At 65.6% G+C, this 24936-nt stretch carries 23 protein-coding genes; 17 read left to right on the top strand and 6 right to left on the bottom strand.

Annotation, left to right across the window (positions count from 1 at the left end; genetic code table 11):
- Window positions 1–5: 5 nt before the first annotated feature.
- Window positions 6–1370: a 23S rRNA (uracil(1939)-C(5))-methyltransferase RlmD gene (gene rlmD, locus WG898_RS19710; RefSeq protein ID WP_339604486.1), complete on the top strand. Its 1365-nt coding sequence runs from the start codon at window positions 6–8 to the stop codon at window positions 1368–1370.
- 148 nt (window positions 1371–1518) lie between these two features.
- Here rlmD and WG898_RS19705 read toward each other — a convergent pair whose 3' ends face one another.
- The gene (locus WG898_RS19705; protein ID WP_339604485.1) at window positions 1519–2217 is read right to left on the bottom strand and encodes a Bax inhibitor-1/YccA family protein; all 699 of its coding nucleotides are present in this window, start codon (window positions 2215–2217) and stop codon (window positions 1519–1521) included.
- 134 nt (window positions 2218–2351) lie between these two features.
- On the opposite strand from WG898_RS19705, the gene WG898_RS19700 reads away from it, so the two are divergent.
- The 5 genes from WG898_RS19700 to WG898_RS19680 all read left to right on the top strand — a co-directional run bounded on the left by WG898_RS19700 (window position 2352) and on the right by WG898_RS19680 (window position 8315).
- The gene (locus WG898_RS19700) at window positions 2352–2756 is read left to right on the top strand and encodes a GlcG/HbpS family heme-binding protein (protein WP_339604484.1); all 405 of its coding nucleotides are present in this window, start codon (window positions 2352–2354) and stop codon (window positions 2754–2756) included.
- A 253-nt stretch (window positions 2757–3009) separates the two neighbouring features.
- Complete coding sequence (gene carA / locus WG898_RS19695; RefSeq protein ID WP_339604677.1) at window positions 3010–4158, top strand: glutamine-hydrolyzing carbamoyl-phosphate synthase small subunit; 1149 nt, start codon at window positions 3010–3012, stop codon at window positions 4156–4158.
- A gap of 29 nt (window positions 4159–4187) precedes the next feature.
- Complete coding sequence (carB, locus tag WG898_RS19690; RefSeq protein ID WP_339604483.1) at window positions 4188–7454, top strand: carbamoyl-phosphate synthase large subunit; 3267 nt, start codon at window positions 4188–4190, stop codon at window positions 7452–7454.
- Window positions 7455–7543: 89 nt separating this feature from the next.
- Window positions 7544–8020: a transcription elongation factor GreA gene (gene greA / locus WG898_RS19685; RefSeq protein WP_285232524.1), complete on the top strand. Its 477-nt coding sequence runs from the start codon at window positions 7544–7546 to the stop codon at window positions 8018–8020.
- A gap of 4 nt (window positions 8021–8024) precedes the next feature.
- Window positions 8025–8315 (top strand): DUF4149 domain-containing protein, encoded by a 291-nt coding sequence (locus WG898_RS19680; RefSeq protein ID WP_339604482.1) that lies wholly within the window; start codon window positions 8025–8027, stop codon window positions 8313–8315.
- 158 nt (window positions 8316–8473) lie between these two features.
- Here the strand turns inward: WG898_RS19680 and WG898_RS19675 are convergent, their stop codons facing one another.
- Window positions 8474–8947: a YhbY family RNA-binding protein gene (locus WG898_RS19675; protein WP_339604481.1), complete on the bottom strand. Its 474-nt coding sequence runs from the start codon at window positions 8945–8947 to the stop codon at window positions 8474–8476.
- A gap of 31 nt (window positions 8948–8978) precedes the next feature.
- On the opposite strand from WG898_RS19675, the gene WG898_RS19670 reads away from it, so the two are divergent.
- From WG898_RS19670 to glmM, 4 genes are all read left to right on the top strand, one after another.
- Window positions 8979–9647 carry an RlmE family RNA methyltransferase gene (locus WG898_RS19670; RefSeq protein WP_339604480.1) on the top strand — a complete coding sequence of 223 codons (669 nt, stop codon included), beginning with the start codon at window positions 8979–8981 and terminating at the stop codon, window positions 9645–9647.
- Between the two features lie 139 nt (window positions 9648–9786).
- Entirely contained in the window at window positions 9787–11691 is a 1905-nt protein-coding gene (ftsH, locus tag WG898_RS19665; protein WP_339604479.1) for an ATP-dependent zinc metalloprotease FtsH, read from the top strand.
- 71 nt (window positions 11692–11762) lie between these two features.
- Complete coding sequence (folP, locus tag WG898_RS19660; protein ID WP_339604478.1) at window positions 11763–12650, top strand: dihydropteroate synthase; 888 nt, start codon at window positions 11763–11765, stop codon at window positions 12648–12650.
- The gene (gene glmM / locus WG898_RS19655) at window positions 12647–13978 is read left to right on the top strand and encodes a phosphoglucosamine mutase (protein ID WP_339604477.1); all 1332 of its coding nucleotides are present in this window, start codon (window positions 12647–12649) and stop codon (window positions 13976–13978) included. The genes folP and glmM overlap by 4 nt, the downstream gene beginning before the upstream one ends.
- A 63-nt stretch (window positions 13979–14041) precedes the next feature.
- On the opposite strand, the gene WG898_RS19650 is transcribed toward glmM, so the two are convergent.
- Window positions 14042–14521 (bottom strand): fasciclin domain-containing protein, encoded by a 480-nt coding sequence (locus WG898_RS19650; RefSeq protein ID WP_339604476.1) that lies wholly within the window; start codon window positions 14519–14521, stop codon window positions 14042–14044.
- A gap of 215 nt (window positions 14522–14736) precedes the next feature.
- Between WG898_RS19650 and pstS the strand changes: the two genes are divergently transcribed.
- The 7 genes from pstS (at window position 14737) to phoR (ending at window position 21371) form a co-directional block, all read left to right on the top strand.
- Window positions 14737–15780, top strand: coding sequence for a phosphate ABC transporter substrate-binding protein PstS (pstS, locus tag WG898_RS19645; RefSeq protein ID WP_339604475.1), 1044 nt, complete (start codon window positions 14737–14739; stop codon window positions 15778–15780).
- Between the two features lie 131 nt (window positions 15781–15911).
- Window positions 15912–16889, top strand: a complete 978-nt coding sequence (pstC, locus tag WG898_RS19640) for a phosphate ABC transporter permease PstC (protein ID WP_339604676.1) — start codon at window positions 15912–15914, stop codon at window positions 16887–16889.
- A complete protein-coding gene (gene pstA / locus WG898_RS19635; protein ID WP_339604474.1) occupies window positions 16886–17749 on the top strand; it encodes a phosphate ABC transporter permease PstA in 864 nt (287 codons plus the stop codon). Before pstC ends, pstA begins: the two co-directional genes overlap by 4 nt.
- Before the next feature lie 14 nt (window positions 17750–17763).
- Complete coding sequence (gene pstB / locus WG898_RS19630) at window positions 17764–18549, top strand: phosphate ABC transporter ATP-binding protein PstB (RefSeq protein WP_285232514.1); 786 nt, start codon at window positions 17764–17766, stop codon at window positions 18547–18549.
- 20 nt (window positions 18550–18569) lie between these two features.
- Window positions 18570–19277 carry a phosphate signaling complex protein PhoU gene (phoU, locus tag WG898_RS19625; RefSeq protein WP_339604473.1) on the top strand — a complete coding sequence of 236 codons (708 nt, stop codon included), beginning with the start codon at window positions 18570–18572 and terminating at the stop codon, window positions 19275–19277.
- A 26-nt stretch (window positions 19278–19303) separates the two neighbouring features.
- Entirely contained in the window at window positions 19304–20005 is a 702-nt protein-coding gene (gene phoB / locus WG898_RS19620) for a phosphate regulon transcriptional regulator PhoB (RefSeq protein ID WP_339604472.1), read from the top strand.
- A 7-nt stretch (window positions 20006–20012) separates the two neighbouring features.
- Entirely contained in the window at window positions 20013–21371 is a 1359-nt protein-coding gene (gene phoR / locus WG898_RS19615) for a phosphate regulon sensor histidine kinase PhoR (RefSeq protein WP_339604471.1), read from the top strand.
- A 4-nt stretch (window positions 21372–21375) separates the two neighbouring features.
- Here phoR and WG898_RS19610 read toward each other — a convergent pair whose 3' ends face one another.
- The 3 genes from WG898_RS19610 to rho form a co-directional block, all read right to left on the bottom strand.
- Window positions 21376–23034 (bottom strand): hypothetical protein, encoded by a 1659-nt coding sequence (locus WG898_RS19610; RefSeq protein ID WP_339604470.1) that lies wholly within the window; start codon window positions 23032–23034, stop codon window positions 21376–21378.
- Window positions 23035–23163: 129 nt separating this feature from the next.
- Window positions 23164–23424 (bottom strand): type B 50S ribosomal protein L31, encoded by a 261-nt coding sequence (locus tag WG898_RS19605; RefSeq protein WP_339604469.1) that lies wholly within the window; start codon window positions 23422–23424, stop codon window positions 23164–23166.
- Between the two features lie 165 nt (window positions 23425–23589).
- The gene (rho, locus tag WG898_RS19600; protein WP_285232508.1) at window positions 23590–24852 is read right to left on the bottom strand and encodes a transcription termination factor Rho; all 1263 of its coding nucleotides are present in this window, start codon (window positions 24850–24852) and stop codon (window positions 23590–23592) included.
- Between the last annotated feature and the right edge of the window lie 84 nt (window positions 24853–24936).

Here is a 24936-nt window from a genome sequence, read left to right as displayed (position 1 = left end):
GCCCCATGACGCAAGTATCTGAATGGCTCAAGGTCGAATCGCTGGACCTGGAAGCCCAAGGTGTGGCCCACAACGAAGAGGGCAAGGTGGTATTCATCGAGGGCGCCCTGCCCGGTGAAGAGGTCCAGGTCCAGGTCGGCCGCAAGAAGAACAACTGGGAGCAGGCCACGATGCTGGCGATGCGCCGCGAGAGTTCGCAGCGCGTGCGCCCAGGTTGCCCGAACTTCGGTCTGCATGCGGGTGCCTGCGGGGGCTGCAAGATGCAGCATCTGCATGTGGCCTCGCAGGTGGCGGTGAAGCAGCGTGTGCTGGAGGACAACCTCTGGCACCTCGGCAAGGTCAAGTCCGAAATGATGCTGCGCCCGATCGAGGGGCCGGCCTGGGGCTATCGCTATCGTGCCCGCCTGTCGGTGCGCTATGTGGCCAAGAAGGGCCAGGTGCTGGTCGGCTTCCACGAGCGCAAGAGCCGCTACGTGGCCGATATGCAGGTCTGCAAGGTGCTGCCGCCGCGCGTCAGCGACATGCTGCTGCCGCTGCGCGAGCTGATCGCCAGCATGGACGAGCGCGACCGCCTGCCGCAGATCGAGCTGGCCATCGGCGAGTCCAGCGGCACGCTGGTGATCGCGCTGGTGTTGCGCCATCTGGAGCCCCTGGGTGACGCCGACAAGGCACGCTTGCGTGCCTTCGGGGCGCAGTACGAGGTGCAATGGTGGCTGCAGCCCAAGGGACCGGACACGGTGCATCTGCTCGACGAGGGCGGCCCCGAGCTGGCCTACACCTTGCCTGAATTCGGCATCGTGATGCCCTTCAAGCCCACCGATTTCACCCAGGTCAACCACCACATCAACACCGCGCTGGTCGGGCGCGCCTTGCGTCTGCTGCAGGTGCAGCCAGGCGAGCGCGTGATCGACTGGTTCTGCGGCCTGGGCAACTTCACCCTGCCGCTGGCCACGCAGGCGCGCGAGGTGCTGGGCATCGAGGGCAGCGAGGCGCTGGTGGCGCGTTCGCGCGAGAACGCCAAGCGCAACGGGCTGGATCACAAGAGCCGTTTCGTGGCGCGCAATCTGTTCGAGATGACGCCGGAGATTCTGGTGGCCGATGGGCAATCGGACCGCTGGCTGGTGGATCCGCCGCGCGAGGGGGCGTTCGCGCTCTCCAAGGCGCTGGCCGATGTCGTGCAGGATCCTTCGTTGGCGCCGGGCTGGACGCCGCCCAGGCGCATCGTCTATGTCAGCTGCAACCCGGCGACGCTAGCGCGCGACGCCGGCCTGCTGGTGAACCTGGCGGGTTACCGCTGCACCTCGGCTGGCGCGGTGAACATGTTCCCGCATACCTCGCATGTGGAGTCGATCGCGGTATTCGAGCGCTGATCAAAATAGGGAAGGGCTCCAATCGGAGCCCTTCGTTTTGCGCCGCGCAGCCGGCGCCCCATCACACAGAGCCCGCAGATCCGGCTCTGCCGGTCTGCCGGGCTCGCCCCCTTGAGGGGGCGCGCGCAGCGCGTAGGGGGTGGTTCAACTACTCGCGTTCGCCACCGAAAATGCCCAGCAGCGACAGCAGGCTCTGGAACACGTTGTAGAGGTCCAGGTAGATCGCCAGCGTGGCGCTGATGTAGTTGGTCTCGCCGCCATCGATGACGCGCTTGATGTCATAGAGCATGAAGGCGGAGAACACCGCCATGCACAGCACCAGCAGGGTCAGCATCAGAGCCGAGGATTGCACGAAGGCGTTCACGATGCCTGCCACCATGATGATGATGGCGCCGATGAACAGAAACTTGCCCATGCTGGACAGATCGCGCTTGATCAAGGTCGCCAGGCTGGCCATGGCGAAGAAGATCGCGCCGGTGCCGGCAAAGGCCGTCATGATCAGCGAGCCGCCGTTCTTGAAACCCAGCACCGCGGCCAGCAGGCGCGAGAGCATCAGGCCCATGAAGAAGGTGAATGCGAGCAGGGCGGCCACGCCGGTGCTGGAGTTCTTGGTCTTCTCGATCACGAACATCAGGCCGAAGGCGCCGGCGAAGAACACGATCATGCTCATCCCCGTGCCCATGCTGGCGAGGATGCCGGTGCTGACGCCAATCCAGGCGCCCAGCACGGTGGGCAGCATGGACAGGGCGAGCAGCCAGTAGGTGTTGCGCAGCACTCGCTGGCGATCGACCGCCAGGGCGCTGCCAAAGGTGGTCGTACCGTATTGGGTATTCAAGCTGTCGTTCATCGTGGAGTCCTCCGGACCTTGGGTGGCGCAATTCTAGGCGGCTTTGCGCGCGCAACAGTTTTGCGCCGCTGCCACCCAATCGCACAGCGCCTGTCGCTAAAGTGGCGGCTTCCATTCCAAATTCAAGCCCGATCATGAAGACCAAGCCCTATCTCTGCCTGGACGATGTCAAGCGCATCGCCGCCGCTGCCGAAGCCGAGGCGCTGGCCAACCAATGGGCGGTGAGCATTGCCATCGTCGACGACGGCGGCCACCTGCTATGGCAACAGCGCCTGGACGGCGCGGCCGCCATTTCGGCCCAGATCGCGCCCGCCAAGGCGCGCACCGCAGCGCTGGGGCGCCGCGAGTCCAAGGTCTACGAGGACATGATCAACCAGGGCCGCACCTCCTTCCTGAGCGCCCCCGGCCTCGACGGCCTGCTGGAGGGTGGTGTGCCGGTATTGGTGGATGGCTGTTGCGTGGGTGCGGTGGGTGTCAGCGGCGTGAAGTCCATAGAGGATGCGCAGATCGCCAAGGCGGGTATTGCGGCCTTGGCTTGAAGCCTCGTGGCCAGGGCGGCTGCAGGCGGAGGCGCCAAGCCTGCCGCGTTTCTTTGCGCAAAATCTTCTCGGTGATTACCCTGGTCGGGTATACTTAGCAGGTTTACCCGCAACCTACCGCTACCCTAGCGAAACTCCCCCGTTTCCTCCACCGGATTCAGGCTCTTCCATGGCATCTGCCGTGGGTACAGGAGCAGAGCTGGGCGCGCGCACAACAACGGAGTTACCCGTGCTGCCCGACCTGCCTCAATTCATGAATGCGGCGCCTGCCGCGATCCTCGCCCTGGCAGACGGCACGGTCTTCAAAGGCAGCTCTCTCGGCGCTGCCGGCCACACGGTTGGCGAAGTGGTGTTCAACACCTCGCTCACCGGCTACCAAGAAATCCTCACCGACCCCAGCTATTGCCGGCAGATCGTGACGCTCACGTATCCGCACATCGGCAACTACGGCGTCAATGACGAGGATGTCGAGGCCACGAAGATCTTTGCCGCTGGCCTGATCATCAAGGAAGCGCCCATCCTTGATTCCAACTTCCGCAAGACGCGCAGCCTCGCCCAGTATCTGCAGGACGAAGGCACGGTGGCGATCTCTAACATCGACACCCGCCGCCTGACCCGCGTGCTGCGCACCAGCGGCGCCCAGAACGGCTGCATCCTGGCTCTGGCCGCTGGTGAGGCCATCACCGAGGCTCATATCGCCGACGCGATTGCCAAGGCCAAGGCCGCGCCCAGCATGGCGGGCCAGGATCTGGCCAAGGTGGTGAGCACCGGCGCGAGCCTGAACTGGACCGAAACCGAATGGACCCTGGGCAAGGGCTATGGCGAGCTCGCCAACCCGCGCTTCCACGTGGTGGCCTACGACTTCGGTGTGAAGCGCAACATCCTGCGCATGCTGGCCTCGCGCGGCTGCAAGATCACCGTGGTGCCGGCGCAGACGCCCGCATCCGAAGTGTTTGATCTGGAGCCGGACGGCGTCTTCCTGTCCAACGGCCCTGGCGATCCGGAGCCTTGCGATTACGCCATCAAGGCGGCGGCACAGCTGATCGACGCCGGCATACCGACCTTCGGCATCTGCCTCGGTCACCAGATCATGGCGCTGGCCTCGGGCGCCAAGACCTTCAAGATGAAGTTTGGCCACCACGGCGCAAATCATCCGGTGAAGGACCTGGACAACGGCCGCGTCTCTATCACCAGCCAGAACCACGGCTTCGCGGTGGACGCCGATTCGCTGCCAGCCAACCTGCGCCCCACCCATATCAGCCTGTTCGACGGCACTCTGCAGGGCCTGGCGCGCACCGACAAGCCGGCTTTCTGCTTCCAGGGCCACCCCGAGGCCAGCCCCGGCCCGCATGACATTGCTTATCTGTTCGACCGCTTCATCGGTCTGATGGCCAAGGCCTGACCCGGCACGGATGGAGTAGAGATCACAAAATGGCAAAACGCACAGACATCAAGAGCATCCTCATCATCGGCGCCGGCCCCATCATCATCGGCCAAGCCTGTGAGTTCGACTATTCCGGCGCCCAGGCCTGCAAGGCCCTGCGCGAGGAAGGCTACAAGGTCATCCTGGTCAACAGCAATCCGGCCACCATCATGACCGACCCGGACACGGCGGATGTGACCTATATCGAGCCCATCACCTGGCAGGTGGTGGAGAAGATCATCGCCAAGGAGCGGCCCGACGCGGTGCTTCCCACCATGGGCGGCCAGACCGCGCTGAACTGCGCGCTGGATCTGCACAAGCATGGCGTGCTGGAGAAGTACCAAGTCGAGATGATTGGCGCCAATGAAAAGGCGATCGAGAAGGCCGAGGACCGGCTGAAGTTCAAGGACGCGATGACCAAGATCGGCCTGGATTCGGCCAAGTCGGGCATCGCGCATTCGCTAGAAGAGGCCTGGGGTGTGCAAAAACGCATCCATGCCGAGATCGGCGGCAGCGGCTTCCCGATGGTCATCCGCCCCAGCTTCACGTTGGGTGGCACGGGTGGCGGCATCGCCTACAACCCCGAGGAATTCGAAGAGATCTGCAAGCGCGGCCTCGACCTCTCGCCCACCAACGAGCTCCTGATCGAGGAGTCGCTGATAGGCTGGAAGGAGTACGAGATGGAAGTGGTGCGCGACAAGGCGGACAACTGCATCATCGTCTGCTCGATCGAGAACCTCGACCCGATGGGCATCCATACCGGCGACTCGATCACCGTGGCGCCCTCGCAGACCCTCAGCGACAAGGAATACCAGCTGCTGCGCAACGCCTCGATCGCGATCCTGCGCGAGATCGGCGTGGACACCGGCGGCTCCAATGTGCAGTTCTCCATCAACCCGCGCGACGGCCGCATGGTGGTGATCGAGATGAACCCGCGCGTCTCGCGCTCCTCGGCACTGGCCTCCAAGGCCACCGGCTTCCCGATCGCCAAGATCGCCGCCAAGCTGGCGGTGGGCTACACGCTGGACGAGCTGAAGAACGACATCACCGGTGGCGTGACGCCGGCGTCCTTCGAGCCCTCGATCGACTACGTCGTCACCAAGATCCCGCGCTTTGCCTTCGAGAAATTCCCGATGGCCGATTCGCACCTGACTACGCAGATGAAGTCGGTGGGCGAGGTGATGGCGATGGGGCGGACCTTCCAGGAGAGCTTCCAGAAGGCCTTGCGCGGCCTCGAGACCGGCATTGACGGCCTGACCGAGCGCAGCAGCGATCGCGAAGAGATCGTGCAGGAGATCGGCGAAGCCGGCCCCGAGCGCATCCTCTTCCTGGCCGACGCCTTCCGCATCGGCATGAGCTTGCAGGAGGTGTTCGACGAGACCGCCGTGGACCCCTGGTTCCTGGCGCAGATCGAGCAGCTGGTGCAGATCGAGCAGAGCATCGCCGGCCGTGCGCTGGAGAGCCTTTCGACCGAAGAGCTGCGCTTCCTCAAGACCAAGGGCTTCTCCGACAAGCGCATCGCCAAGCTGCTGACCACCAACCAGCATCTGGTGCGTGAGAAGCGCTGGGCCGAGGGCGTGCGTCCGGTCTACAAGCGCGTGGACACCTGCGCGGCCGAGTTCTCCACCGAGACGGCCTATATGTACTCCACCTATGACGAGGAGTGCGAGGCCGAGCCCAGCGACAAGAAGAAGATCATGGTGCTGGGTGGTGGCCCGAACCGCATCGGGCAGGGCATCGAGTTCGACTACTGCTGCGTGCATGCCGCGCTGGCGATGCGCGAAGACGGTTACGAGACCATCATGGTCAACTGCAACCCCGAGACCGTCTCCACCGACTACGACACCAGCGACCGCCTCTATTTCGAGCCGGTGACGCTGGAGGATGTGCTCGAGATCGTGGCCAAGGAACAGCCGGTCGGCGTGATCGTGCAGTACGGCGGCCAGACGCCACTGAAGCTGGCGCTGGACCTGGAGCGCGCCGGCGTGCCCATCATCGGCACCACGCCCGACAGCATCGACATCGCCGAAGACCGCGAGCGCTTCCAGAAGCTGCTGCACGAGCTGGGCCTGAAGCAGCCGCCCAACCGCACCGCGCGCACCGAAGAGGCGGCGCTGCAGCTGGCGCAGGAAATCGGCTATCCGCTGGTGGTGCGCCCCAGCTATGTGCTGGGCGGCCGCGCGATGGAAATCGTCCACGGCGACAAGGACCTGGAGCGCTATATGCGCGAAGCGGTGCGTGTCTCCGACAAGTCGCCGGTGCTGCTGGACCGCTTCCTGGAGGACGCGCTGGAGGTCGACGTCGACTGCATCAGCGATGGTGAGGATGTGATGATTGGCGGCATCATGGAGCACATCGAGGCGGCCGGTATCCACTCCGGCGACTCGGCCTGCTCGCTGCCGCCCTACACGCTGTCCAAGGCGTTGCAGGACGAGTTGCGCCGCCAGACCGCGGCGATGGCCAAGGCGCTCAAGGTGGTCGGCCTGATGAATGTGCAGTTCGCCATCCAGGGCGACGTGACCAAGGGTCTGGAGGCCGCGACGGTCTATGTGCTGGAGGTGAATCCGCGTGCCTCGCGCACCGTGCCCTTCGTGTCCAAGGCCACCGGCCAGCAGCTTGCCAAGATCGCGGCGCGCTGCATGGCGGGCCAGAAGCTCAAGGATCAGCGCGACCGCCTGGGCCGCGTGCCGGCCGAGGTGATACCGCCTTACTTCAGCGTCAAGGAAGCCGTCTTCCCCTTCAACAAGTTCCCCGGCGTGGACCCGATCCTGAGCCCGGAAATGCGTTCCACCGGCGAGGTGATGGGGGCCGGCCGCAGCTTCGGCGAGGCGATGCTGAAGAGCCAGCTGGGCGCGGGCTCGCGCCTGCCGCGCCAGGGCAATGTGCTGATCACGGTGAAAAACTCCGACAAGGCGCGCGCCGTGGCCGTGGCCAAGGATCTGGCTGCGCTGGGCTTCGGCGTGGTGGCCACCAAGGGCACGGCCGCGGCGATCGCCGAGGCCGGCGTGCCGGTGCGCGTGGTCAACAAGGTCAAGGACGGCCGCCCGCACATCGTCGACATGATCAAGGGCGGCGACATCCAACTGGTGTTCACCACCGTGGATGAGACCCGCACCGCGATCGCCGACAGCCGCCACATCCGCCAGGCCGCCCTGGCCAACCGCGTGACCTACTACACCACCATGGCCGGCTGCGAGGCCGCCGTGGAGGGCATGAAGCACAAGGATGGTCTGCTGGTGCAATCCCTGCAGGAACTGCACGCGGAACTCGTCTAAACTCCGCCAACGTCAGTAGATTCCGCCGCCGCGGCTCAGGCTTTTCCTGAGCGGCTGCGGCGGTTTGTTTTGTCTCTCAAGGTTTACACATGGCCACGATCCCTTTGACCGTACGCGGCGCCGAAAAGCTCAAGCAGGAACTGCATCAACTCAAGTCGGTTGAGCGCCACGCCGTGATCAACGCCATTGCCGAAGCCCGCGCCCAGGGCGATCTGTCCGAGAACGCCGAGTACGAAGCGGCCAAGGACAAGCAGGGCTTCATCGAAGGCCGCATCCTCGAAATCGAGGGCAAGCTGGCCGCCGCCCAGGTCATCGACCCCGCCTCGGTGGATGCCGGCGGCCGCATCGTGTTTGGCACCACCGTCGATCTGGAAGAAGAAGCCAGCGGCGCCGAAGTGACCTACCAGATCGTTGGTGACGACGAGGCCGATCTGAAGCTGGGCCTGATCTCGATCAGCTCGCCGATCGCGCGCGCGCTGATCGGCAAGGAGGCCGGCGACGTGGCCGAGGTGCAGGCACCAGGTGGCGTGAAGCGCTACGAAATCGTTGAAGTCCGCTACGTCTGAGCGGATGCGCAAGCTGTACCGCGCTCGCGCGCTGCTGGCCGCCCTCTGGGGCGGCCTTCTGCTTTGCGTGGCCGGCGTGGCCGCGCCCAGCGCCTTTGCGGTGCTGGAACGGGCCCAGGCCGGCAAGCTGGTGGGGCGCATGTTCGAGCTGGACGCCCAGCTCGGCCTGGCCGCGGGGCTCTTGCTGCTGATGATGGAGCGCCGTCTGCAGCGCGACGCCGACGTGCCCGGCAAGGTGCTTACCGCCGAGCTGCTGCTGCCCCTGCTTGCGCTGTTCTGCGTGGTGGCCGGCTAGTACGGCCTGCAGCCGCTGCTGGAGGCGGCGCGTGCAGGGCAGGGTGCTTGGTCCTTCGGCGCGCTGCACGCGGCCTCCAGCCTGCTGTTCGGGCTCAAGACCCTGGCGGTGCTGCTGCTGGCCTGGCGCGCGTCCCGCGCGCCGGCCTGAAGAAAAGTTCAGTCGGCGACCGTCTTCTTCACGCTGGTGATGCGGCGCTTGGCGCGCTTGATCTCGCCACCCTGGGCGACGCGCTGATTACCCAGCACCTGGACCTTCTTGATCTGCGGGCGGTGGTTGCCGCTCTTGGAGAACTTGACGATCTTCACGACCTTGGGGCCGCGCCTGGAGTCGTCGCGCTCGGCCTCTTCCTTTTCGGGCATCGGGCGCCACAGCACCAGCAGCTTGCCGATGTGCTGGATGGGCGCTGCGCTGAGCTGCTCGGCCAGGGCCGCGAAAATGCTCTCGCGGTTGGCACGGTCGTCAGACAGTACGCGCACCTTGATCAGCCCATGGGCATTCAAGGCGGCGTTGGTTTCCTTCACGACGGCGGGCGTGAGTCCGTCCGCGCCTATCATCACCACGGGGTCCAGATGATGGGCGTCGGAACGTTTTTCCTTGCGCTGGGCAGGGGTCAATTGAATCGCAGGCATAGTCGCATTATCGCGTCTCGCGCCAGACATCATGAAAATCGATAGCAAAAGCAAGAAGATCAACAAGGCCTGGCTGCACGACCACATCTCTGATCCTTATGTGAAGCTGGCGCAGCGCGAGGGCTATCGGGCCCGCGCCGCCTACAAGCTCAAGGAGATCGACGAGGAGTTGAAGCTGTTCCGGCCGGGCCAGGTGGTGGTCGATCTGGGCTCGGCGCCGGGCGCCTGGAGCCAATACCTGCGGCGCCGCTTTGCCCCCAAGGAGGCCGGCGTGGGCGGCGCGGCGGTCGGCGAGCTCAACGGCACCATCATTTCGCTGGACCTGCTGGAGATGGAGCCGATCGAGGGCGTGCACTTCATCCAGGGGGATTTCCGTGAGGAAGAGGTGCTGCAGCAATTGGAGGCGGCGCTGGCGGGGCGTGCGGTGGATGTGGTGGTGTCGGACATGGCGCCCAATCTGTCCGGCATCGCGTCCACCGATGCGGCGCGGGTGGAACTGTTGATCGAACTGGCCATCGACTTCGCGCGCCATCACCTCAAGGCCGACGGCGCCTTGGTGGCCAAGGTCTTCCATGGTGCCGGCTACAACGAGCTGGTCGAGCTCTTCAAGCAGAACTTCAAGAAGGTCAAGCCGATCAAGCCCAAGGCCTCGCGCGACCGCTCCTCGGAGACCTTTCTGGTGGGCATAGGCCTCAAATAGTCACGCAGCTTGTGCAGGACTATGGTCAAGCTTCAGAAAGCCAATCAGGCTTGGTGGCTTGACTGCAATAGAATCAACCCCATATGCCGGGCATTGATCGCACAGTGGCGGTCGGTGTGACATCGAATAAGGAGTCGCGGTGAACAATCAGTGGTTCTCGAAAGTAGCTGTTTGGATGGTGATAGCCCTGGTGCTGTTCACCGTCTTCAAGCAGTTCGATCGGGGCGCGGCCCAGGGGAACCAGATCGGTTACTCCGATTTCCTCGAAGAGGTGAGAGCGCGTCGCATCAAGCAGGTGACCTTGCAAGAGGGCAATGGCGGTACCGAGATCATCGCCACCACCAATGACGACAAGAAGCTGCGCAGCACGGCCACCTATCTGGACCGTGGCCTGGTGGGCGACCTGATCAACAACGGCGTCAAGTTCGATGTGCGCCAGCGTGAGGAGCCTTCGCTGCTGATGAGTCTCTTGGTCAGCTGGGGCCCGATGCTGCTGCTGATCGGCGTGTGGGTCTACTTCATGCGCCAGATGCAGGGCGGCGGCAAGGGCGGCGCCTTCAGCTTCGGCAAGAGCAAGGCGCGCATGCTGGACGAGGCCAACAATTCCACCACCTTCGCCGACGTCGCCGGTTGCGACGAGGCCAAGGAAGAGGTCAAGGAACTGGTGGACTTCCTCAAGGATCCGCAGAAATTCCAGAAGCTGGGCGGCCGCATTCCGCGCGGCGTGCTGCTGGTCGGCCCTCCGGGTACCGGCAAGACGCTGCTGGCCAAGGCCATCGCCGGTGAGGCCAAGGTGCCGTTCTTCTCGATCTCTGGCTCCGACTTCGTCGAGATGTTCGTTGGCGTGGGCGCGGCCCGTGTGCGCGACATGTTCGAGCAGGCCAAGAAGAGTGCGCCCTGCATCATCTTCGTGGATGAAATCGACGCCGTCGGCCGCCACCGTGGTGCCGGCCTGGGCGGCGGCAACGACGAGCGCGAGCAGACGCTGAATCAGATGCTGGTCGAGATGGACGGCTTCGAGACCAATCTCGGTGTCATCGTGATGGCCGCGACCAACCGTCCGGACATCCTGGATCCCGCCCTGCTGCGTCCCGGCCGTTTCGACCGCCAGGTCTATGTGACCCTGCCGGACGTGCGTGGCCGTGAGCAGATCCTCAACGTGCATATGCGCAAGGTGCCGGTGGGGCAGGACATCCGCGCCGACATCCTGGCCCGTGGCACGCCCGGTTTCTCAGGTGCCGATCTGGCCAATTTGGTCAACGAGGCCGCCCTCTTTGCCGCACGCCGCAATGGCCGTGTGGTGGAGATGGTGGACTTCGAGAAGGCCAAGGACAAGATCATGATGGGCCCCGAGCGCAAATCCATGGTCATGCCCGAGGAAGAGCGCAAGAACACCGCCTACCACGAGGCCGGCCATGCCCTGGTGGCGCGGCTGATGCCCAAAACCGATCCGGTGCACAAGGTGACGGTGATCCCGCGTGGCCGTGCCCTCGGCGTGACCATGCAATTGCCCGAAGGTGATCGCTACAGCATGGACAAGGAGCGCATGCTCTCCACCATCTCGGTGCTGTTCGGTGGCCGTATCGCCGAAGAGGTGTTCATGAACCAGATGACCACCGGTGCCAGCAACGACTTCGAGCGCGCCACCCAGATTGCCCGCGACATGGTGACGCGCTACGGCATGACCGACGAGCTGGGCCCGATGGTCTATGCGGAGAACGAGGGCGAGGTCTTCCTGGGCCGCTCGGTCACCAAGACCACCACCATGTCGGAAGAGACCATGCGCAAGGTTGACCAGGTCGTGCGCCGCATCATCGATGAGCAATACGGCATTGCCCGCAAGCACATCGAGGAGAACATGGAGAAGATGCACGCGATGGCCAAGGCCTTGCTGGAATGGGAAACCATCGATGCCGACCAGATCGACGACATCATGGGCGGCCGCCCACCGCGCCCACCCAAGGACTGGACCCCGCCCAGTGGTGGCAAAAACGATGGCAATGCCACCGCGCTGAGCGCCGGCAACGCGCACGCCGCGGCCTGACGCAAGAAGCATCAAGCATCCCGATGGGGCCGTCTGCAAGGACCGGCCCCTTTTCTTTTCATGGCACCCGCATGGCTCACTGGCAGACCACACGCTTTCGCATCGCGCTCGACAAGCCCCTGGTGATGGGCATCGTCAACGTCACTCCCGACTCCTTCTCGGATGGCGGCCAGCATGGCGAGGCGCATGCGGCGATCGCGCATTGCGAGCAGCTGCTGGCCGAGGGTGCCGATCTGCTGGACATCGGCGGCGAATCCAGCCGTCCGGGAGCACCGGCGCTGGGCCCGCAGGAGGAATGGGCGCGGATCGAGCCGGTGCTGAAGGCCGCGCTGCAGCTGGGGGTGCCGGTCTCGGTCGATAGCTACAAGCCCAGCACCATGCAGCGCGCCTTGGATCTGGGCGTGGACATCGTCAACGACATCCAGGCCCTGCAAATGCCCGGCGCGGCCGAACTGGTGGCCGCCCATCCGAGCTGCGGCATGTGCCTGATGCATATGCGTGGCGATCCAGCCAGCATGCAGGGCCTGACCGGCTACGGCGACATCACCGGCGAGGTGGCCGCGTTTCTGGCGGCCCGCGCCGATCATCTGCGCCGGCTCGGCGCCGCCGCCGATCGCATCCTGCTGGACCCGGGTTACGGCTTCGCCAAGACGGTGGAGCAGAACTTCCAGCTGCTGCGCGAGCAGGCGCGTTTGCTGGAGCTGGGCTATCCGCTGCTGGTGGGCTGGTCGCGCAAATCATCGCTGGGCGCCATCACGGGCCGGCCGGTCGACGAGCGCCTGGCCGCCAGCCTCGCCGCCGCCTTGGCCGCGGTGGCGCAGGGTGCGCGCGTGCTACGTGTGCACGATGTCGCGGCCACGGTCGATGCCATCAAGGTGTGGGGGGCGGCGGGTGGCAGTACCGGCCCGGCGATCGGCGAGAATCCGGCCATAGAGATTTCAGGAGGATGCTCGCAATGAGCCGTACGTATTTTGGAACCGATGGCATCCGTGGCACCGTGGGCCAGTCGCCGATCACGCCTGACTTCATGCTGCGCCTGGGCCATGCGGTGGGCCGCGTGCTGCGCAAGGGCGGTGGCCGGCCCACCGTGCTGATTGGCAAGGACACGCGTATCTCCGGCTATATGCTGGAGTCGTCGCTGGAGGCGGGCTTTGCCTCGGCGGGCGTCGATGTGCTGCTTACCGGCCCCCTGCCCACGCCCGGCGTGGCCTATCTGACGCGCGCGCTGCGGCTGGATCTGGGGGTGGTGATCTCGGCCTCGCACAATCCCTTCGCCGACAACGGCATCAAGTTCTTTTCCGCCAAGGGCGAGAAGCTGCCCGACGCCTGGGAGCTGGCCGTGGAGCAGGCGCTGGAGGAGGCGCCGACTTGGGTGGACTCGGCCAATCTCGGCCGCGCCCGCCGCCTGCAGGACGCGCGTGGCCGCTACATCGAGTTCTGCAAGAACAGCTTCGGCTCGGACCTGACCCTCAAGGGCCTGAAGATCGTGGTGGATGCCGCCAACGGCGCGGCCTATCACGTGGCGCCCGATGTGTTCCACGAGCTCGGTGCCGAGGTCGTCTCGATCGGCTGCAGCCCTGACGGCTTCAATATCAACGACGGTTGCGGCGCCACCGCACCGGCGGCGCTGGTGAAGGCGGTCAAGGAGCATGGCGCGCATTACGGGGTGGCGCTGGACGGCGATGCCGACCGCCTGCAACTGGTGGACGCGCAGGGCCGGCTCTACAACGGCGACGAGTTGCTTTATGTGATGGTGGCCGACCGCCTCAACCAGGGCCTGCGTGTGCCGGGCGCGGTGGGCACGCTGATGACCAATATGGCGGTGGAGCTGGCGCTGAAGAGCCGCGACGTCGAGTTCGTGCGCGCTAAGGTGGGCGACCGCTATGTGCTGGAGGAGCTCAGCGCACGTGGCTGGCAACTGGGCGGCGAAGGCTCGGGCCATTTGCTGGCGCTGGACAAGCACACGACCGGAGACGGTATCGTCAGCGCGCTGCTGGTGCTGCAGGCCATCAGCCGCACCGGGCGCAGCTTGGCCGAGCAGCTGCAGGGGGTGGACCTGTTCCCGCAGACCCTCATCAATGTGCGCCTGCAGACCGGCCAGGATTGGAAGAGCAATGGCGCGCTGGCCCAGGCCCAGGCCGAGGTCACGGCCGAGCTGGCCTCGCGTGGCCGGGTGCTGATACGCGCCTCGGGCACAGAGCCGTTGCTGCGCGTGATGGTGGAGGCCAGCGACGCCTCGCTGGCCAGGAGCTGCGCTGAGCGTCTGGTGGACGCCGTGCGCGCCTGAGCGAGCGCCTCGCTGCATCGAGAAGGGCCACCTCGCGGTGGCCCTTTCGCATGTGTGTCTTCTTTACTTCTTCGGCGGCGTCAGCACGCGATCGATCACATGGGCGACACCGTTGGTGGCCATGATGTCGGCCTGTTGCACCATCGCGTCCTCGACCGTCACGAACTCGCCGGCGCGGGCCAGTGCCACAGGGGCGCCCTGCACGGTTTTGGCGTTGCCGGTCTGCACATCGGCGGCGGCCAGCTTAGCGTTCAGCAGGTGGTAGTTCAGCACCGCCTTCAACTCTGCGGGGTTGGCGGCCAGGGCGTCCAGGGTCTTGGCCGGCACGGCCTTGAAGGCCTCGTCGGAGGGGGCGAACACGGTCAGCGGGCCGGCGGCGCGCAGCTGCTCCTGCAGGCCGGCCTGCTGCACCAAGCGGTTGAAGGTGCTGAGTTGCGGGTTGCGGGCCAGGGTGTCGGCCAGGGGGGCGGGCGCAGGCGTGCTGGCGCAGGCGGCGATCAGGCAGGCCAGAGCGGCGGCGGCAAGTCGATAAAGCTGGTTCATGAGGGGTCTCCTTCGGCTAAACGGGTTCTGACAGGGGCCCATTCCCCCGCTTCTTCCCCTTTGCGGCCAGCTTATTCAGGCTTTGTGACAGACCCGTGAACCGAATGTGACGCTTTGGCCCGCCACGCGCCGAGTGACAGGCCTGTCACTGGCATGTCATATTGGGGTCATAGCATCCGCTCCATCGCCAACCAACCCCTTGCGATAGGACCTGTATGACCTTGAAGAAGCAACTCCGAGTCGGCTTGATCTTTGCGGCTTGCGCCTGGGCCCTGCCTGCTGCACAGGCGCAGGACGTCACCGGTGCTGGCGCCTCCTTCCCGGCACCTATCTATGCCAAATGGGCGGATGCCTACAACAAGGCCAGCGGTGCGCGCATCAACTACCAATCGGTCGGTTCGGGCGCTGGGATCCGCCAGATCAAGGCCAAGACGGTGGACTTCGGCGCCTCCGACGCGCCGCTGAAGGACGAGGAGCTGGCCAAGGACGGCCTGGTGCAGTTCCCCACCGTGATCGGCGGCGTGGTGCCGGTGGTCAATGTGAAGGGTATCGCCCCGGGCCAGCTGCGTTTGACCGGCCAGGTGCTGGGTGACATCTATCTGGGCAAGATCACGAAGTGGAACGATGCGGCCATTGCGGCGCTGAATCCCGGCGTGGCCCTGCCCGACGCTGTGATCGCGCCGGTGCGCCGCGCCGATGGCTCGGGCACCAGCTTCCTGTTCACCAACTACCTCTCCAAGGTCAACGCCGAGTGGAAGGGCAAGGTGGGCGAGGGCACGGCGGTCAACTGGCCGACCGGCGCGGGCGGCAAGGGCAATGAGGGCGTGTCGGCCTTCGTTATGCGCCTACCCAACTCGATCGGCTATGTCGAGTACGCCTATGCCAAGCAGAACAAGATGTCCCATGTGCTGCTGAAGAACCAGGCCGGCAACTTCGTCGCGCCCGCCGACAGCGCCTTCAAGGCCGCAGCCGCCGGTGCTGAGTGGACCAAGAGCTTCTACCAGGTGCTGACCGAGCAGCCCGGCAAGGACAGCTGGCCCATCACCGGCGCCACCTTCATCCTGATGCACAAGCAGCAGGATAAGCCGGCCAATGCAGCGAACGCACTGAAGTTCTTCGACTGGGCCTATGCCAATGGCGACAAGTCCGCCGACGACATGGACTATGTGCCGCTGCCGGCCTCGGTGAAGGATCTGGTGCGCAAGCTCTGGGCCGACAATCTGAAGGATGCCGCCGGCAAGGCCGTCAGCTTCAAGTGATGCCCGGGCGCCTGGTGTCCGCAGAAGGGTTCCAAGGCCCCCTGCGACCGCCAAGGCGCCACTTTGTTTTCCTCAGCGGAGGTCCCGTGGCCGCCATACTCCCAGCCAATCCCATCAGCAGCGACCCCAGTCTGGAGCGCATACGGCCCCAGGGCAACCCGCCGACCCGCAAGGTGGTGGCGCCCTGGGCCGACGCCTTGTTTGCCATCCTGGCCCAGGGCGCGGCCTGGCTGACCCTGTCACTGCTAGTGGGCATCCTGGTCTCGCTGCTGTTCGGCGCGGCGCCGGCTATCGAGAAGTACGGCCTGAGCTTTCTCTGGACCAGCGACTGGGACCCGGTGCAGGAAAAGTTCGGCGGCCTGGTGATGATTTACGGCACCCTCACCACCTCGCTGATTGCCCTGGTGATCGCGGTGCCGGTGAGCTTCGGCATTGCCGTGTTCCTGACCGAGCTTTCGCCCAGCTGGCTCAAGCGTCCGCTGGGTATCGCCGTCGAGTTGCTGGCCGCCGTGCCCTCCATCGTCTATGGCATGTGGGGCCTGCTAGTGTTCGGCCCCATCCTCGCCACCTATGTGCAGCAGCCGCTGCAAAGCCTCTTGAGCGGCGTGCCCTATCTGGGCGCCCTGGTGTCGGGCCCGCCGGTGGGCATCGGCATCCTCTCGGCCGGCATCATCCTGGCCATCATGATCATTCCCTTCATCGCCTCGGTGATGCGCGACGTGTTCGAGGTCACGCCGCCGATGCTCAAGGAATCCGCCTACGGCCTGGGTGCCACCACCTGGGAGGTGGTCTCGCGCGTGGTGCTGCCCTATACCAAGACCGGCGTGATGGGCGGCGTGATGCTGGGCCTGGGCCGGGCGCTGGGCGAGACCATGGCCGTGACCTTCGTGATCGGCAATATGAACCAGCTGAATTCACTCTCGGTGTTCGAGGCCGCCAACAGCATCACCTCGGCGCTGGCGAATGAGTTCGCCGAAGCCGGCGAGGGCCTGCACCAGGCCTCGCTGATCTATCTGGGCCTGGTGCTGTTCTTCATCACCTTTGTGGTGCTGGCGTGCTCCAAGGTCTTGCTGGCCCGTCTCAAGAAGAGCGAAGGAGCGCGCGCATGAGTGCCAGCATCTCCGCCTCGCGCCTGCGCATGCATGCCAGGCGCAAACGCGTCAACGCGATCGCGCTGACGCTGTCGTTGGCCGCCATGGCCTTCGGCCTGTTCTGGCTGTTCTGGATCCTGTTCGAGACGGTGCGCCTGGGCTTTGACGGCCTCAACCTGGCCACCTTCACCGAGATGACCCCGCCCCCGCAGGCCGAGGGCGGTGGCCTGGCGAACGCCATCTTCGGCTCCATCGTGATGGTCGGCCTGGCCACGGCGCTGGGCACGCCGATCGGCGTGCTGTGTGGCGTCTATCTGGCCGAGTATGGCCAGAAGACCTGGCTGGGCAGCACCGTGCGCTTCATCAACGACATCCTGCTGTCCGCGCCCTCCATCGTGGTGGGCCTCTTCATCTATGCGGTGGTGGTGGCAAGGCTGAAGAGCTTCTCGGGCTTCGCCGGCGTGCTGGCGCTGGCCCTGATCGTTATCCCGGTGGTGATACGCACCACCGAGAACATGCTGAGCCTGGTGCCCAATGCCCTGCGCGAGGCCGCCTATGCCCTGGGCACACCGAAGTGGAAGGTGATCCTCTCCATCACCCTGAAGTCGGCGCGCGCCGGTGTGATCACCGGCATCCTGCTGGCGCTGGCGCGCATCTCGGGCGAGACCGCGCCGCTGCTGTTCACCGCCCTGTCCAACCAGTTCTGGACCAGCTCGCTGGCCGAGCCCATGGCCAGCCTGCCGGTGACGATCTTCAAATTCGCGATGAGCCCCTACGAGAACTGGCAGAAGCTGGCCTGGGCGGGGGTCTTCCTCATCACCATGGGCGTGCTGCTGCTGAATATCCTGGCGCGCGTCCTGTTCAAGAACAAGCACTGAAGCGAGACCCGACCATGGACGCCAAAGTTGACCTGCCCGTGAGCGAGAAAGCCAAGCTCTCGGTGCGCGACCTGAATTTCTATTACGGCAATTTCCACGCCCTCAAGAGCATCAACCTGGACATCCCCGAGAAGAAGGTCACCGCCTTCATCGGCCCCTCGGGCTGCGGCAAGTCCACGCTGCTGCGCACGCTCAACCGCATGTTCGAGCTCTACCCCGAGCAGCGCGCCGAGGGTCAGATCTTGCTGGACGGCAACGACATCCTGTCCAGCGGCGAGGATGTCTCCCTGGTGCGCGCCAAGGTGGGCATGGTGTTCCAGAAGCCCACCCCCTTCCCGATGTCCATCTACGACAACATCGCCTTCGGCGTGCGCCTGTTCGAGACCCTGCCGCGCGTGGAGATGGACGAGCGCGTGGAATGGGCGCTGAAGAAGGCGGCGCTCTGGACCGAGGTGAAGGACAAGCTCAACCAGAGCGGTTCGGGCCTCTCCGGCGGCCAGCAGCAGCGCCTGTGCATTGCACGTGGCATCGCCATCAAGCCCGAGGTGCTCTTGCTGGACGAACCCTGCTCGGCGCTGGACCCGATCTCCACCGGCAAGATCGAGGAGCTCATCCATGAGCTCAAGAACGACTACACCGTGGCCATCGTGACCCACAACATGCAGCAGGCGGCGCGCTGCTCGGACTACACGGCCTATATGTACCTGGGCGACCTGATCGAGTTCGGCCCTACCGCCGAGCTCTTCATGAAGCCCAAGCGCAAGGACACGGAAGACTACATCACGGGCCGCTTCGGCTGAATCAAGAGGAGGATCACCCCATGGTTGACAAGCATCTCTCGACCCAGTTCGACGCCGAGCTCAGCGGCATCTCCACCCGTGTGCTGGAGATGGGCGGCATCGTCGAAGCCCAGGTGGCGCATTCGGTGGAGGCGCTCACCACCTACAGCAGCGAGCTGGCCGACGCCGTGCTCAAGCAGGAAGAGCGCGTGAACCAGATGGAGGTGGAGATCGACCGCGACCTCTCCACCATCATCGCGCGCCGCCAGCCCACCGCGCGCGATCTGCGCCTGCTGATCGCCGTGTCCAAGACGATTGCCAATCTCGAGCGCGTGGGCGACGAGGCCGCGCGCATCGCGCGCACCGTGCAAAGGCTGGTGAACTCGGGCGTATCGAGCCGCCTTCGCCTGCCGATGTCGGACCTCTCCTACGAGGCCGAGCTGGCGATCGCGCAGCTGCGCAAGGCGCTGGACGCCTTCGCGCGCCTGGACGTGGAGCGTGCGCTGGAAGTGCTGAAGCAGGATGACCAGATCGACAAGGAATTCGAGGGCCTGATGCGCAAGCTCATCACCTACATGATGGAAGACCCGCGCACGATTTCCTCCAGCATCGATCTGGTGTTTGTGGCCAAGGCGATCGAGCGCGTGGGCGACCACGCCAAGAACCTGGCCGAAGTGATCATCTACGTGGTCAAGGGCACAGACGTGCGGCACAACACGCCCGACGCCGTTGAGAACATGGTGCGCTGAGGCGCGCCTTGCGAGGAGCAATACGCATGAGTCGTGTACTGGTGGTCGAGGACGAATCGGCGATTGCCGAGCTGATTTCCATCAATCTGCGCCACGCAGGTTTCGACGTGACCCTGGCCGGCAGCGCCGACCAGGCCCAGCTGGAGGTGGACCGGGTGCTGCCCGATCTGGTGGTGCTGGACTGGATGCTGCCCGGCGCTTCGGGCCTCAGCCTGGCGCGTCAATGGCGTGGCCAGGCGCGCACCCGCGAGCTTCCCATCATCATGCTGACCGCGCGTGCCGAGGAGACCGACAAGGTGTCAGGTCTTGACGCCGGCGCCGACGACTACCTGACCAAGCCTTTCTCCACCAACGAGCTGCTGGCGCGCATACGCGCGGTGCTGCGGCGCAAGGCGCCCGAGGCGCTGGACAGCGTGGTCGAGGTCGGCGGCCTGAGCCTGGACCCGGGCACGCGCCGCGTCGGCCGCGAGGGCGTGGAGGTGAAGCTGGGCCCCACCGAGTTCCGCCTGCTGCACTTCTTCATGACCCATCCGGAGCGCGTGCACAGCCGCTCACAGCTGCTGGACCGCGTCTGGGGCGACCATGTCTTCATCGAGGAGCGCACGGTGGACGTGCATGTGAAGCGCCTGCGCGAGGCACTCGAGAAGGTCGAGTGCCAGCGCATGATAGAGACCGTGCGCGGCGCCGGTTACCGGCTCACGCAGCAGGCCGGCGCGCTGTCTGCCTGAGCGCGCCGTGAGCTGGCTGCTGTCTCGCATCATTGTCTCGGCCATCGTGGCCGTCCTGGGCGGACTGCTGGGCCTGTGGGTCGGGCAGTGGCTGGGAGTACCGCTGCTCTCGCACCTGCTGGGCGCTGCCATGGCCGTGGTTGCGCTGGTGATGCTGGATGCGGTGCGCGCCCATCGCCTCATCCAATGGCTGCGCGGCGCCCAGGAGGGCGATGCGCCGCGCGGCACCGGACTTTGGGGCGAGCTGGGATACCGCTTCGAGCGCGCGCTGCGCGAGCGCGAGCGCCAGCTGCAGCGCGAGCGCCTGCAGCTGGACCAGTTCTTGTCCGCCATCGAGGCCTCGCCCAACGGTGTGCTCTTGCTGGATGCGCAGGACCATATCCTCTGGTGCAACAGTGTCGCGGCGGATCATTTCTCGCTTGACCCGGTGCGCGACCGGCAGCAGCGCATCACGAACCTGGTGCGCTACCCGTCCTTTGTTGCGCACCTGCAATCAGGCCAGTATGCGCAAGGCCTGACCCTGACGAATGCGCGCGGTCGTGCGACCCTGCAGGTGATCGTGCGCGGCTACGGCGAGGGCATGCGCCTGGTGCTGTCGCTGGACGTCACGGAACGCGAGCGTGCCGAGGCGATGCGGCGCGATTTCGTCGCCAACGTCTCGCACGAGATCCGCACGCCCTTGACGGTGCTGGCCGGCTTCATCGAGACCATGAGCTCGCTCAAGCTCACCGAGGCCGAACGCCGCCGGGTGCTGCAGCTGATGGGCCAGCAGACCCAGCGCATGCAGAGCCTGGTGAGCGATCTGCTGACCCTGGCCCAGCTGGAGGGCAGTCCGCGGCCGGCCGCCGATCAATGGATCAATCTGGACAAGCTGCTGGCGCGCGTGGGCGCCGATGCCCTGGCGCTGTCGGCGGGCCGCCATCGGCTGACCCTGCCCGGCGAACAGCATGTGGAGCTGGCCGGCGTGGAGGCCGAGGTGCTGAGCGCGGTGAGCAATCTGCTCAGCAATGCGGTGCGCTACACGCCGGAGGGCGGCGCCATCACGCTTGGCTGGCGCATCCAGGCCGATGGCTCGGGCGAGCTCTGCGTCAGCGACAACGGCCCGGGCATCGCACGCGAGCACCTGCCGCGCCTGACCGAGCGCTTCTACCGCGTGGACGGCAGCCGCTCACGCGATACCGGTGGCACCGGCCTGGGCCTGTCCATCGTCAAGCATGTGCTGCAGCGCCATGGCGGTGAGCTGGACATCCAGAGCGAGCCGGGCGCAGGCTCACGCTTCCGGCTGGTGTTCCCGGCCGCGCGCGTGCGCATGAATGACGATCTGGCGATCGGCGCCGAGGCCGCCATGATGGGCGGCGGACCCTGATGGCTCAGCGCCCGGCCTGGCGTGCCAGCACGACCAGGCTGGCGTTGCGCTCGGTCGGGCGCTTGACCGTGCCGACCACCTGCCAGCTGGCGTCGGCCCGGGTGGCGGTGTCGACGCTGACGACCGCATGGGCGCAATCGCTTTGTGCCAGCGCCTTGCTGGCGTCAACCGCCCAGCCGCCCTGGAATTCCATCGCCGCCAGCACATGCAGGGGCAGCCCCGGCGTCGCCACGCAGCCCGCCTGCCTGGGCAGATGCGCGGCCAGGCGCTGCACCAGGGGCAGATTGCTGCGCGCATAGTCGATCGGCGGCAGGCCCAGCGTCATCAGCAGCAGCCAGCCCAGGGCCACGCCGCCGGCGGGCAGTACCAGGCTCTTCCACAAGGCATGCTGGTGGCGCGCGGTGCGCCAACGCACCAGGGCCAGCCAGGCCAGGCTGCCGAGCAGGGCCAGCGCGAGGGCGGCAGCGCTCCATTGCGGTTTGAAGCCATCGGCGAGGCGGCGGATATTCGCCAGCGGGGTGGCCGGCCAGCCCGTCTGCATGGACAGGTAGTAGAGCCAGATGAACAGCACCACGGCGCTGAAAAAGAACACCGAGAACCAGTCGATCGCCGCCGACACGCCGCGGCGCAGCGTCGGCAGGGCAAAGGCCGCCAGCACCGCCATGGGCGGCAGGGCCAGCAGCATGGCGCGGTCGGAGGCGTTCATCAGCAGGCTGCTGAGCAGGGGCACGGCCGCGATCACCAGGGGCACGCGGATATGGCGGCGCATCAGGTGGCCGCGCCAGCGCCATAGCGTCCAGGCCGCCAAGGGCCAGGCCGGCCAGCTGAACCAAGCCAGCAGGCTGAGGTAGCGCGGCAGCAGTTCCCAGGCCCAATGCGCGTGCAGGCGCCAGGCCCAGCCTTCCATTGGCCAGGCGGCCAGTGCGGCGAGGGCGCTGGACAGCAGCAGCCAGGGCAGCAGCTTGCGCACCGTTTCGTAGTGGCTGCCGCGGCATACCAGCGCGCCCGCCAGGCCCAGGCCCAGGGCCACGGCCGGCGCACCACTCATCGCCAGCATGGGCAGCGCCAGCAGGCTGGCAAGCAGGCTCTTGCGCGGCCGGAACGGTGCGGCCGCCAGCGCATAGGCATACAGGGCCGTGGCCAGCAGCTGCACGATCTCGGGCGTGGTCTCGTGGCCCAGTTGCAGCAGGCCCAGGCTGGCCATCATGGCCAGCAGGGCGCCATCGGCGAGCGCGCGCGCGTAGTCGGTGGCATGGGCCTCGCCGCCAAAGGCAAAGGCCACCGGTTGGGCGGCCTCGGTGCGTGCCAGATGGAATGTGGCGTACCAGACCAGGGCCAGCACCCCCGCCAAGGCCACGCCAAAGGGCAGGCGGGCCGCCAGATCGGCGGAGAGAAAGGGCAGCAGCTTGATCGCCAGCGCGCCGACCCAGTAGGGCAGCAGGCCGCCATCGGCCGGGATGCCCGCGATCGCCGGCACATGCCAGGGCGCATGACCCTGGGCCACGCTGGCCATGAAGCCAAAGGCGCTCAGATCCGCGTTGCGCCATGGGCCGCGCCCCAGCAGGCCGGGCAGCACATAGGCGGCGCAAAACAGCAGCAGTATCCAGCGCGGGATGCGCTGGGCGCCGCGCTCGGCAACGATGGCAGGGGTGGGCAGGGTCACACGCGGATCTGTTCGTTGGGGTTGCGGTCCGCATGATGCCTGAGCCGGACCTGAAGTCGCCATGAAAAAAGGCAGCCGAGGCTGCCTTTGTGCAAGTCGATGTTGAATCGACCCGAGTCGACGCTGGTCTTACTTCTTGATGCCAAGGCGTGCGAACTTGGTGCGGAACTTCTCGACGCGGCCGCCCAGGTTGTCGATGCTCTTTTGCTGGCCGGTGTAGAAGGGGTGCGATTCGCTGGTGGTTTCCAGCTTGACCAGCGGCAGCTTACGGCCGTCCGCGAGTTCCACGCTGTCCTTGGTCTGCACGGTCGAACGCGTGATGAACTGGAAGCCGTTGGATTGGTCCACGAAGGCCACTTCGCGGTAGTTGGGGTGAATGCCGTCTTTCATGGAGAACCTCTCGCTGCAGTGCCGGGAGCCACACCACACCATGTGGCGCACTTTCCGACAGCGGAAAACCGCGGATTATAGACTGAACTTTGGTGGCTGCGCCCAACCTCGTTTGCTAGAGGCCAGGCCGCCGGCGCCGCATGGGCTCCGGCCGGGTTCCTCAAATCAACCGCCGCGCCTCATCATGTCGAAGAAGTCGTGGTTGTTCTTGGAGGCCTTCATCTTGTCGAGGATGAACTCCATCGCCTCGATCTCGTCCATGTTGTAGAGCAGCTTGCGCAGGATCCAGCTCTTTTGCAGGATCTCGGGCTTGAGCAGCAGCTCCTCGCGGCGCGTGCCGGACTTGTTGATCAGGATCGAGGGATAGACGCGCTTCTCGGCCATGCGGCGATCCAGATGGATTTCGCAGTTGCCGGTGCCCTTGAACTCTTCGTAGATCACCTCGTCCATGCGGCTGCCGGTGTCGATCAGGGCCGTGCCGATAATGGTCAGCGAGCCGCCTTCCTCGACATTGCGCGCCGCACCGAAGAAGCGCTTGGGGCGCTGCAGGGCGTTGGCATCCACGCCACCGGTCAGCACCTTGCCGGAACTGGGCAGCACGTTGTTGTAGGCGCGGGCCAGGCGGGTGATCGAGTCCAGCAGGATCACCACGTCCTTCTTCAGCTCCACCAGGCGCTTGGCGCGCTCGATCACCATCTCGGCCACCTGCACATGGCGTGCGGCGGGCTCGTCGAAGGTCGAGCTGATGACCTCGCCGCGCACGGTGCGCAGCATCTCGGTCACTTCCTCGGGGCGCTCGTCCACCAGCAGCACCATCAGATGGGCGTCGGGGTGGTTGGCGGTGATGGCATGCGCGAGCTGCTGCATCATCACCGTCTTGCCGGTCTTGGGCTGGGCAACGAGCAGGGCGCGCTGGCCTTTGCCGATCGGCGCGATCAGGTCGATGATGCGGCCGACGATGTTCTCGTCGCCCTTCATCTCGCGCTCCAGCTTGAACTGCTCCTTGGGGAACAAGGGCGTCAAGTTCTCGAACATGATCTTGTGCTTGCTCTCCTCCGGCGTCAGCTCGTTGACGCGGTCCACCTTGACGAGGGCGAAGTAACGCTCGCCGTCCTTGGGCACGCGCACCTCGCCTTCGATCATGTCGCCGGTGTGCAGATTGAAGCGGCGGATCTGGCTGGGCGAGAGGTAGATGTCGTCGGTCGAGGCCATATAGCTGGCATCGGGCGAGCGCAGGAAGCCGAAGCCGTCGGGCAGCACTTCGAGCACACCGTCGCCGAAGACCTGTTCGCCAGCCTTGGCGCGCTTCTTCATGATCGCGAACATCAGCTCCTGCTTGCGCAGGCGTGCGACGTTGTCGATCTCCAGCTCCTCGCCCATCTTGATGAGGGCGGAGACGTGAAGCGCTTTCAGTTCAGAAAGATGCATGGGGGAAACCCGGTTGGGTCGTCCAGGGCCAGCCAAGAACCCAGGACACAAACTACGGCAACCAGAGCCCTGTGCCCGATCGAT

Origin of the sequence: Paucibacter soli (assembly GCF_037482845.1) — a bacterium.
In the GTDB taxonomy this organism is placed as follows: Bacteria; Pseudomonadota; Gammaproteobacteria; order Burkholderiales; family Burkholderiaceae_C; genus Paucibacter_B; species Paucibacter_B soli.
This window is presented reverse-complemented; position numbering and strand designations above follow the sequence as displayed.

Excerpts from the sequence above, each read along its gene's own strand:
- WG898_RS19605 (WP_339604469.1), bottom strand. The coding sequence starts at position 23,424 with ATGAAAGACGGCATTCACCCCAACTACCGCGAAGTGGCCTTCGTGGAC.
- carB (WP_339604483.1), top strand. The coding sequence starts at position 4,188 with ATGGCAAAACGCACAGACATCAAGAGCATCCTCATCATCGGCGCCGGC.
- glmM (WP_339604477.1), top strand. The coding sequence starts at position 12,647 with ATGAGCCGTACGTATTTTGGAACCGATGGCATCCGTGGCACCGTGGGC.
- WG898_RS19680 (WP_339604482.1), top strand. The coding sequence starts at position 8,025 with ATGCGCAAGCTGTACCGCGCTCGCGCGCTGCTGGCCGCCCTCTGGGGC.
- WG898_RS19650 (WP_339604476.1), bottom strand. The coding sequence starts at position 14,521 with ATGAACCAGCTTTATCGACTTGCCGCCGCCGCTCTGGCCTGCCTGATC.
- folP (WP_339604478.1), top strand. The coding sequence starts at position 11,763 with ATGGCTCACTGGCAGACCACACGCTTTCGCATCGCGCTCGACAAGCCC.
- greA (WP_285232524.1), top strand. The coding sequence starts at position 7,544 with ATGGCCACGATCCCTTTGACCGTACGCGGCGCCGAAAAGCTCAAGCAG.
- WG898_RS19675 (WP_339604481.1), bottom strand. The coding sequence starts at position 8,947 with ATGCCTGCGATTCAATTGACCCCTGCCCAGCGCAAGGAAAAACGTTCC.
- pstB (WP_285232514.1), top strand. The coding sequence starts at position 17,764 with ATGGACGCCAAAGTTGACCTGCCCGTGAGCGAGAAAGCCAAGCTCTCG.
- WG898_RS19700 (WP_339604484.1), top strand. The coding sequence starts at position 2,352 with ATGAAGACCAAGCCCTATCTCTGCCTGGACGATGTCAAGCGCATCGCC.
- phoU (WP_339604473.1), top strand. The coding sequence starts at position 18,570 with ATGGTTGACAAGCATCTCTCGACCCAGTTCGACGCCGAGCTCAGCGGC.
- WG898_RS19670 (WP_339604480.1), top strand. The coding sequence starts at position 8,979 with ATGAAAATCGATAGCAAAAGCAAGAAGATCAACAAGGCCTGGCTGCAC.
- carA (WP_339604677.1), top strand. The coding sequence starts at position 3,010 with ATGAATGCGGCGCCTGCCGCGATCCTCGCCCTGGCAGACGGCACGGTC.
- rho (WP_285232508.1), bottom strand. The coding sequence starts at position 24,852 with ATGCATCTTTCTGAACTGAAAGCGCTTCACGTCTCCGCCCTCATCAAG.
- WG898_RS19705 (WP_339604485.1), bottom strand. The coding sequence starts at position 2,217 with ATGAACGACAGCTTGAATACCCAATACGGTACGACCACCTTTGGCAGC.
- phoB (WP_339604472.1), top strand. The coding sequence starts at position 19,304 with ATGAGTCGTGTACTGGTGGTCGAGGACGAATCGGCGATTGCCGAGCTG.
- pstS (WP_339604475.1), top strand. The coding sequence starts at position 14,737 with ATGACCTTGAAGAAGCAACTCCGAGTCGGCTTGATCTTTGCGGCTTGC.
- rlmD (WP_339604486.1), top strand. The coding sequence starts at position 6 with ATGACGCAAGTATCTGAATGGCTCAAGGTCGAATCGCTGGACCTGGAA.
- pstA (WP_339604474.1), top strand. The coding sequence starts at position 16,886 with ATGAGTGCCAGCATCTCCGCCTCGCGCCTGCGCATGCATGCCAGGCGC.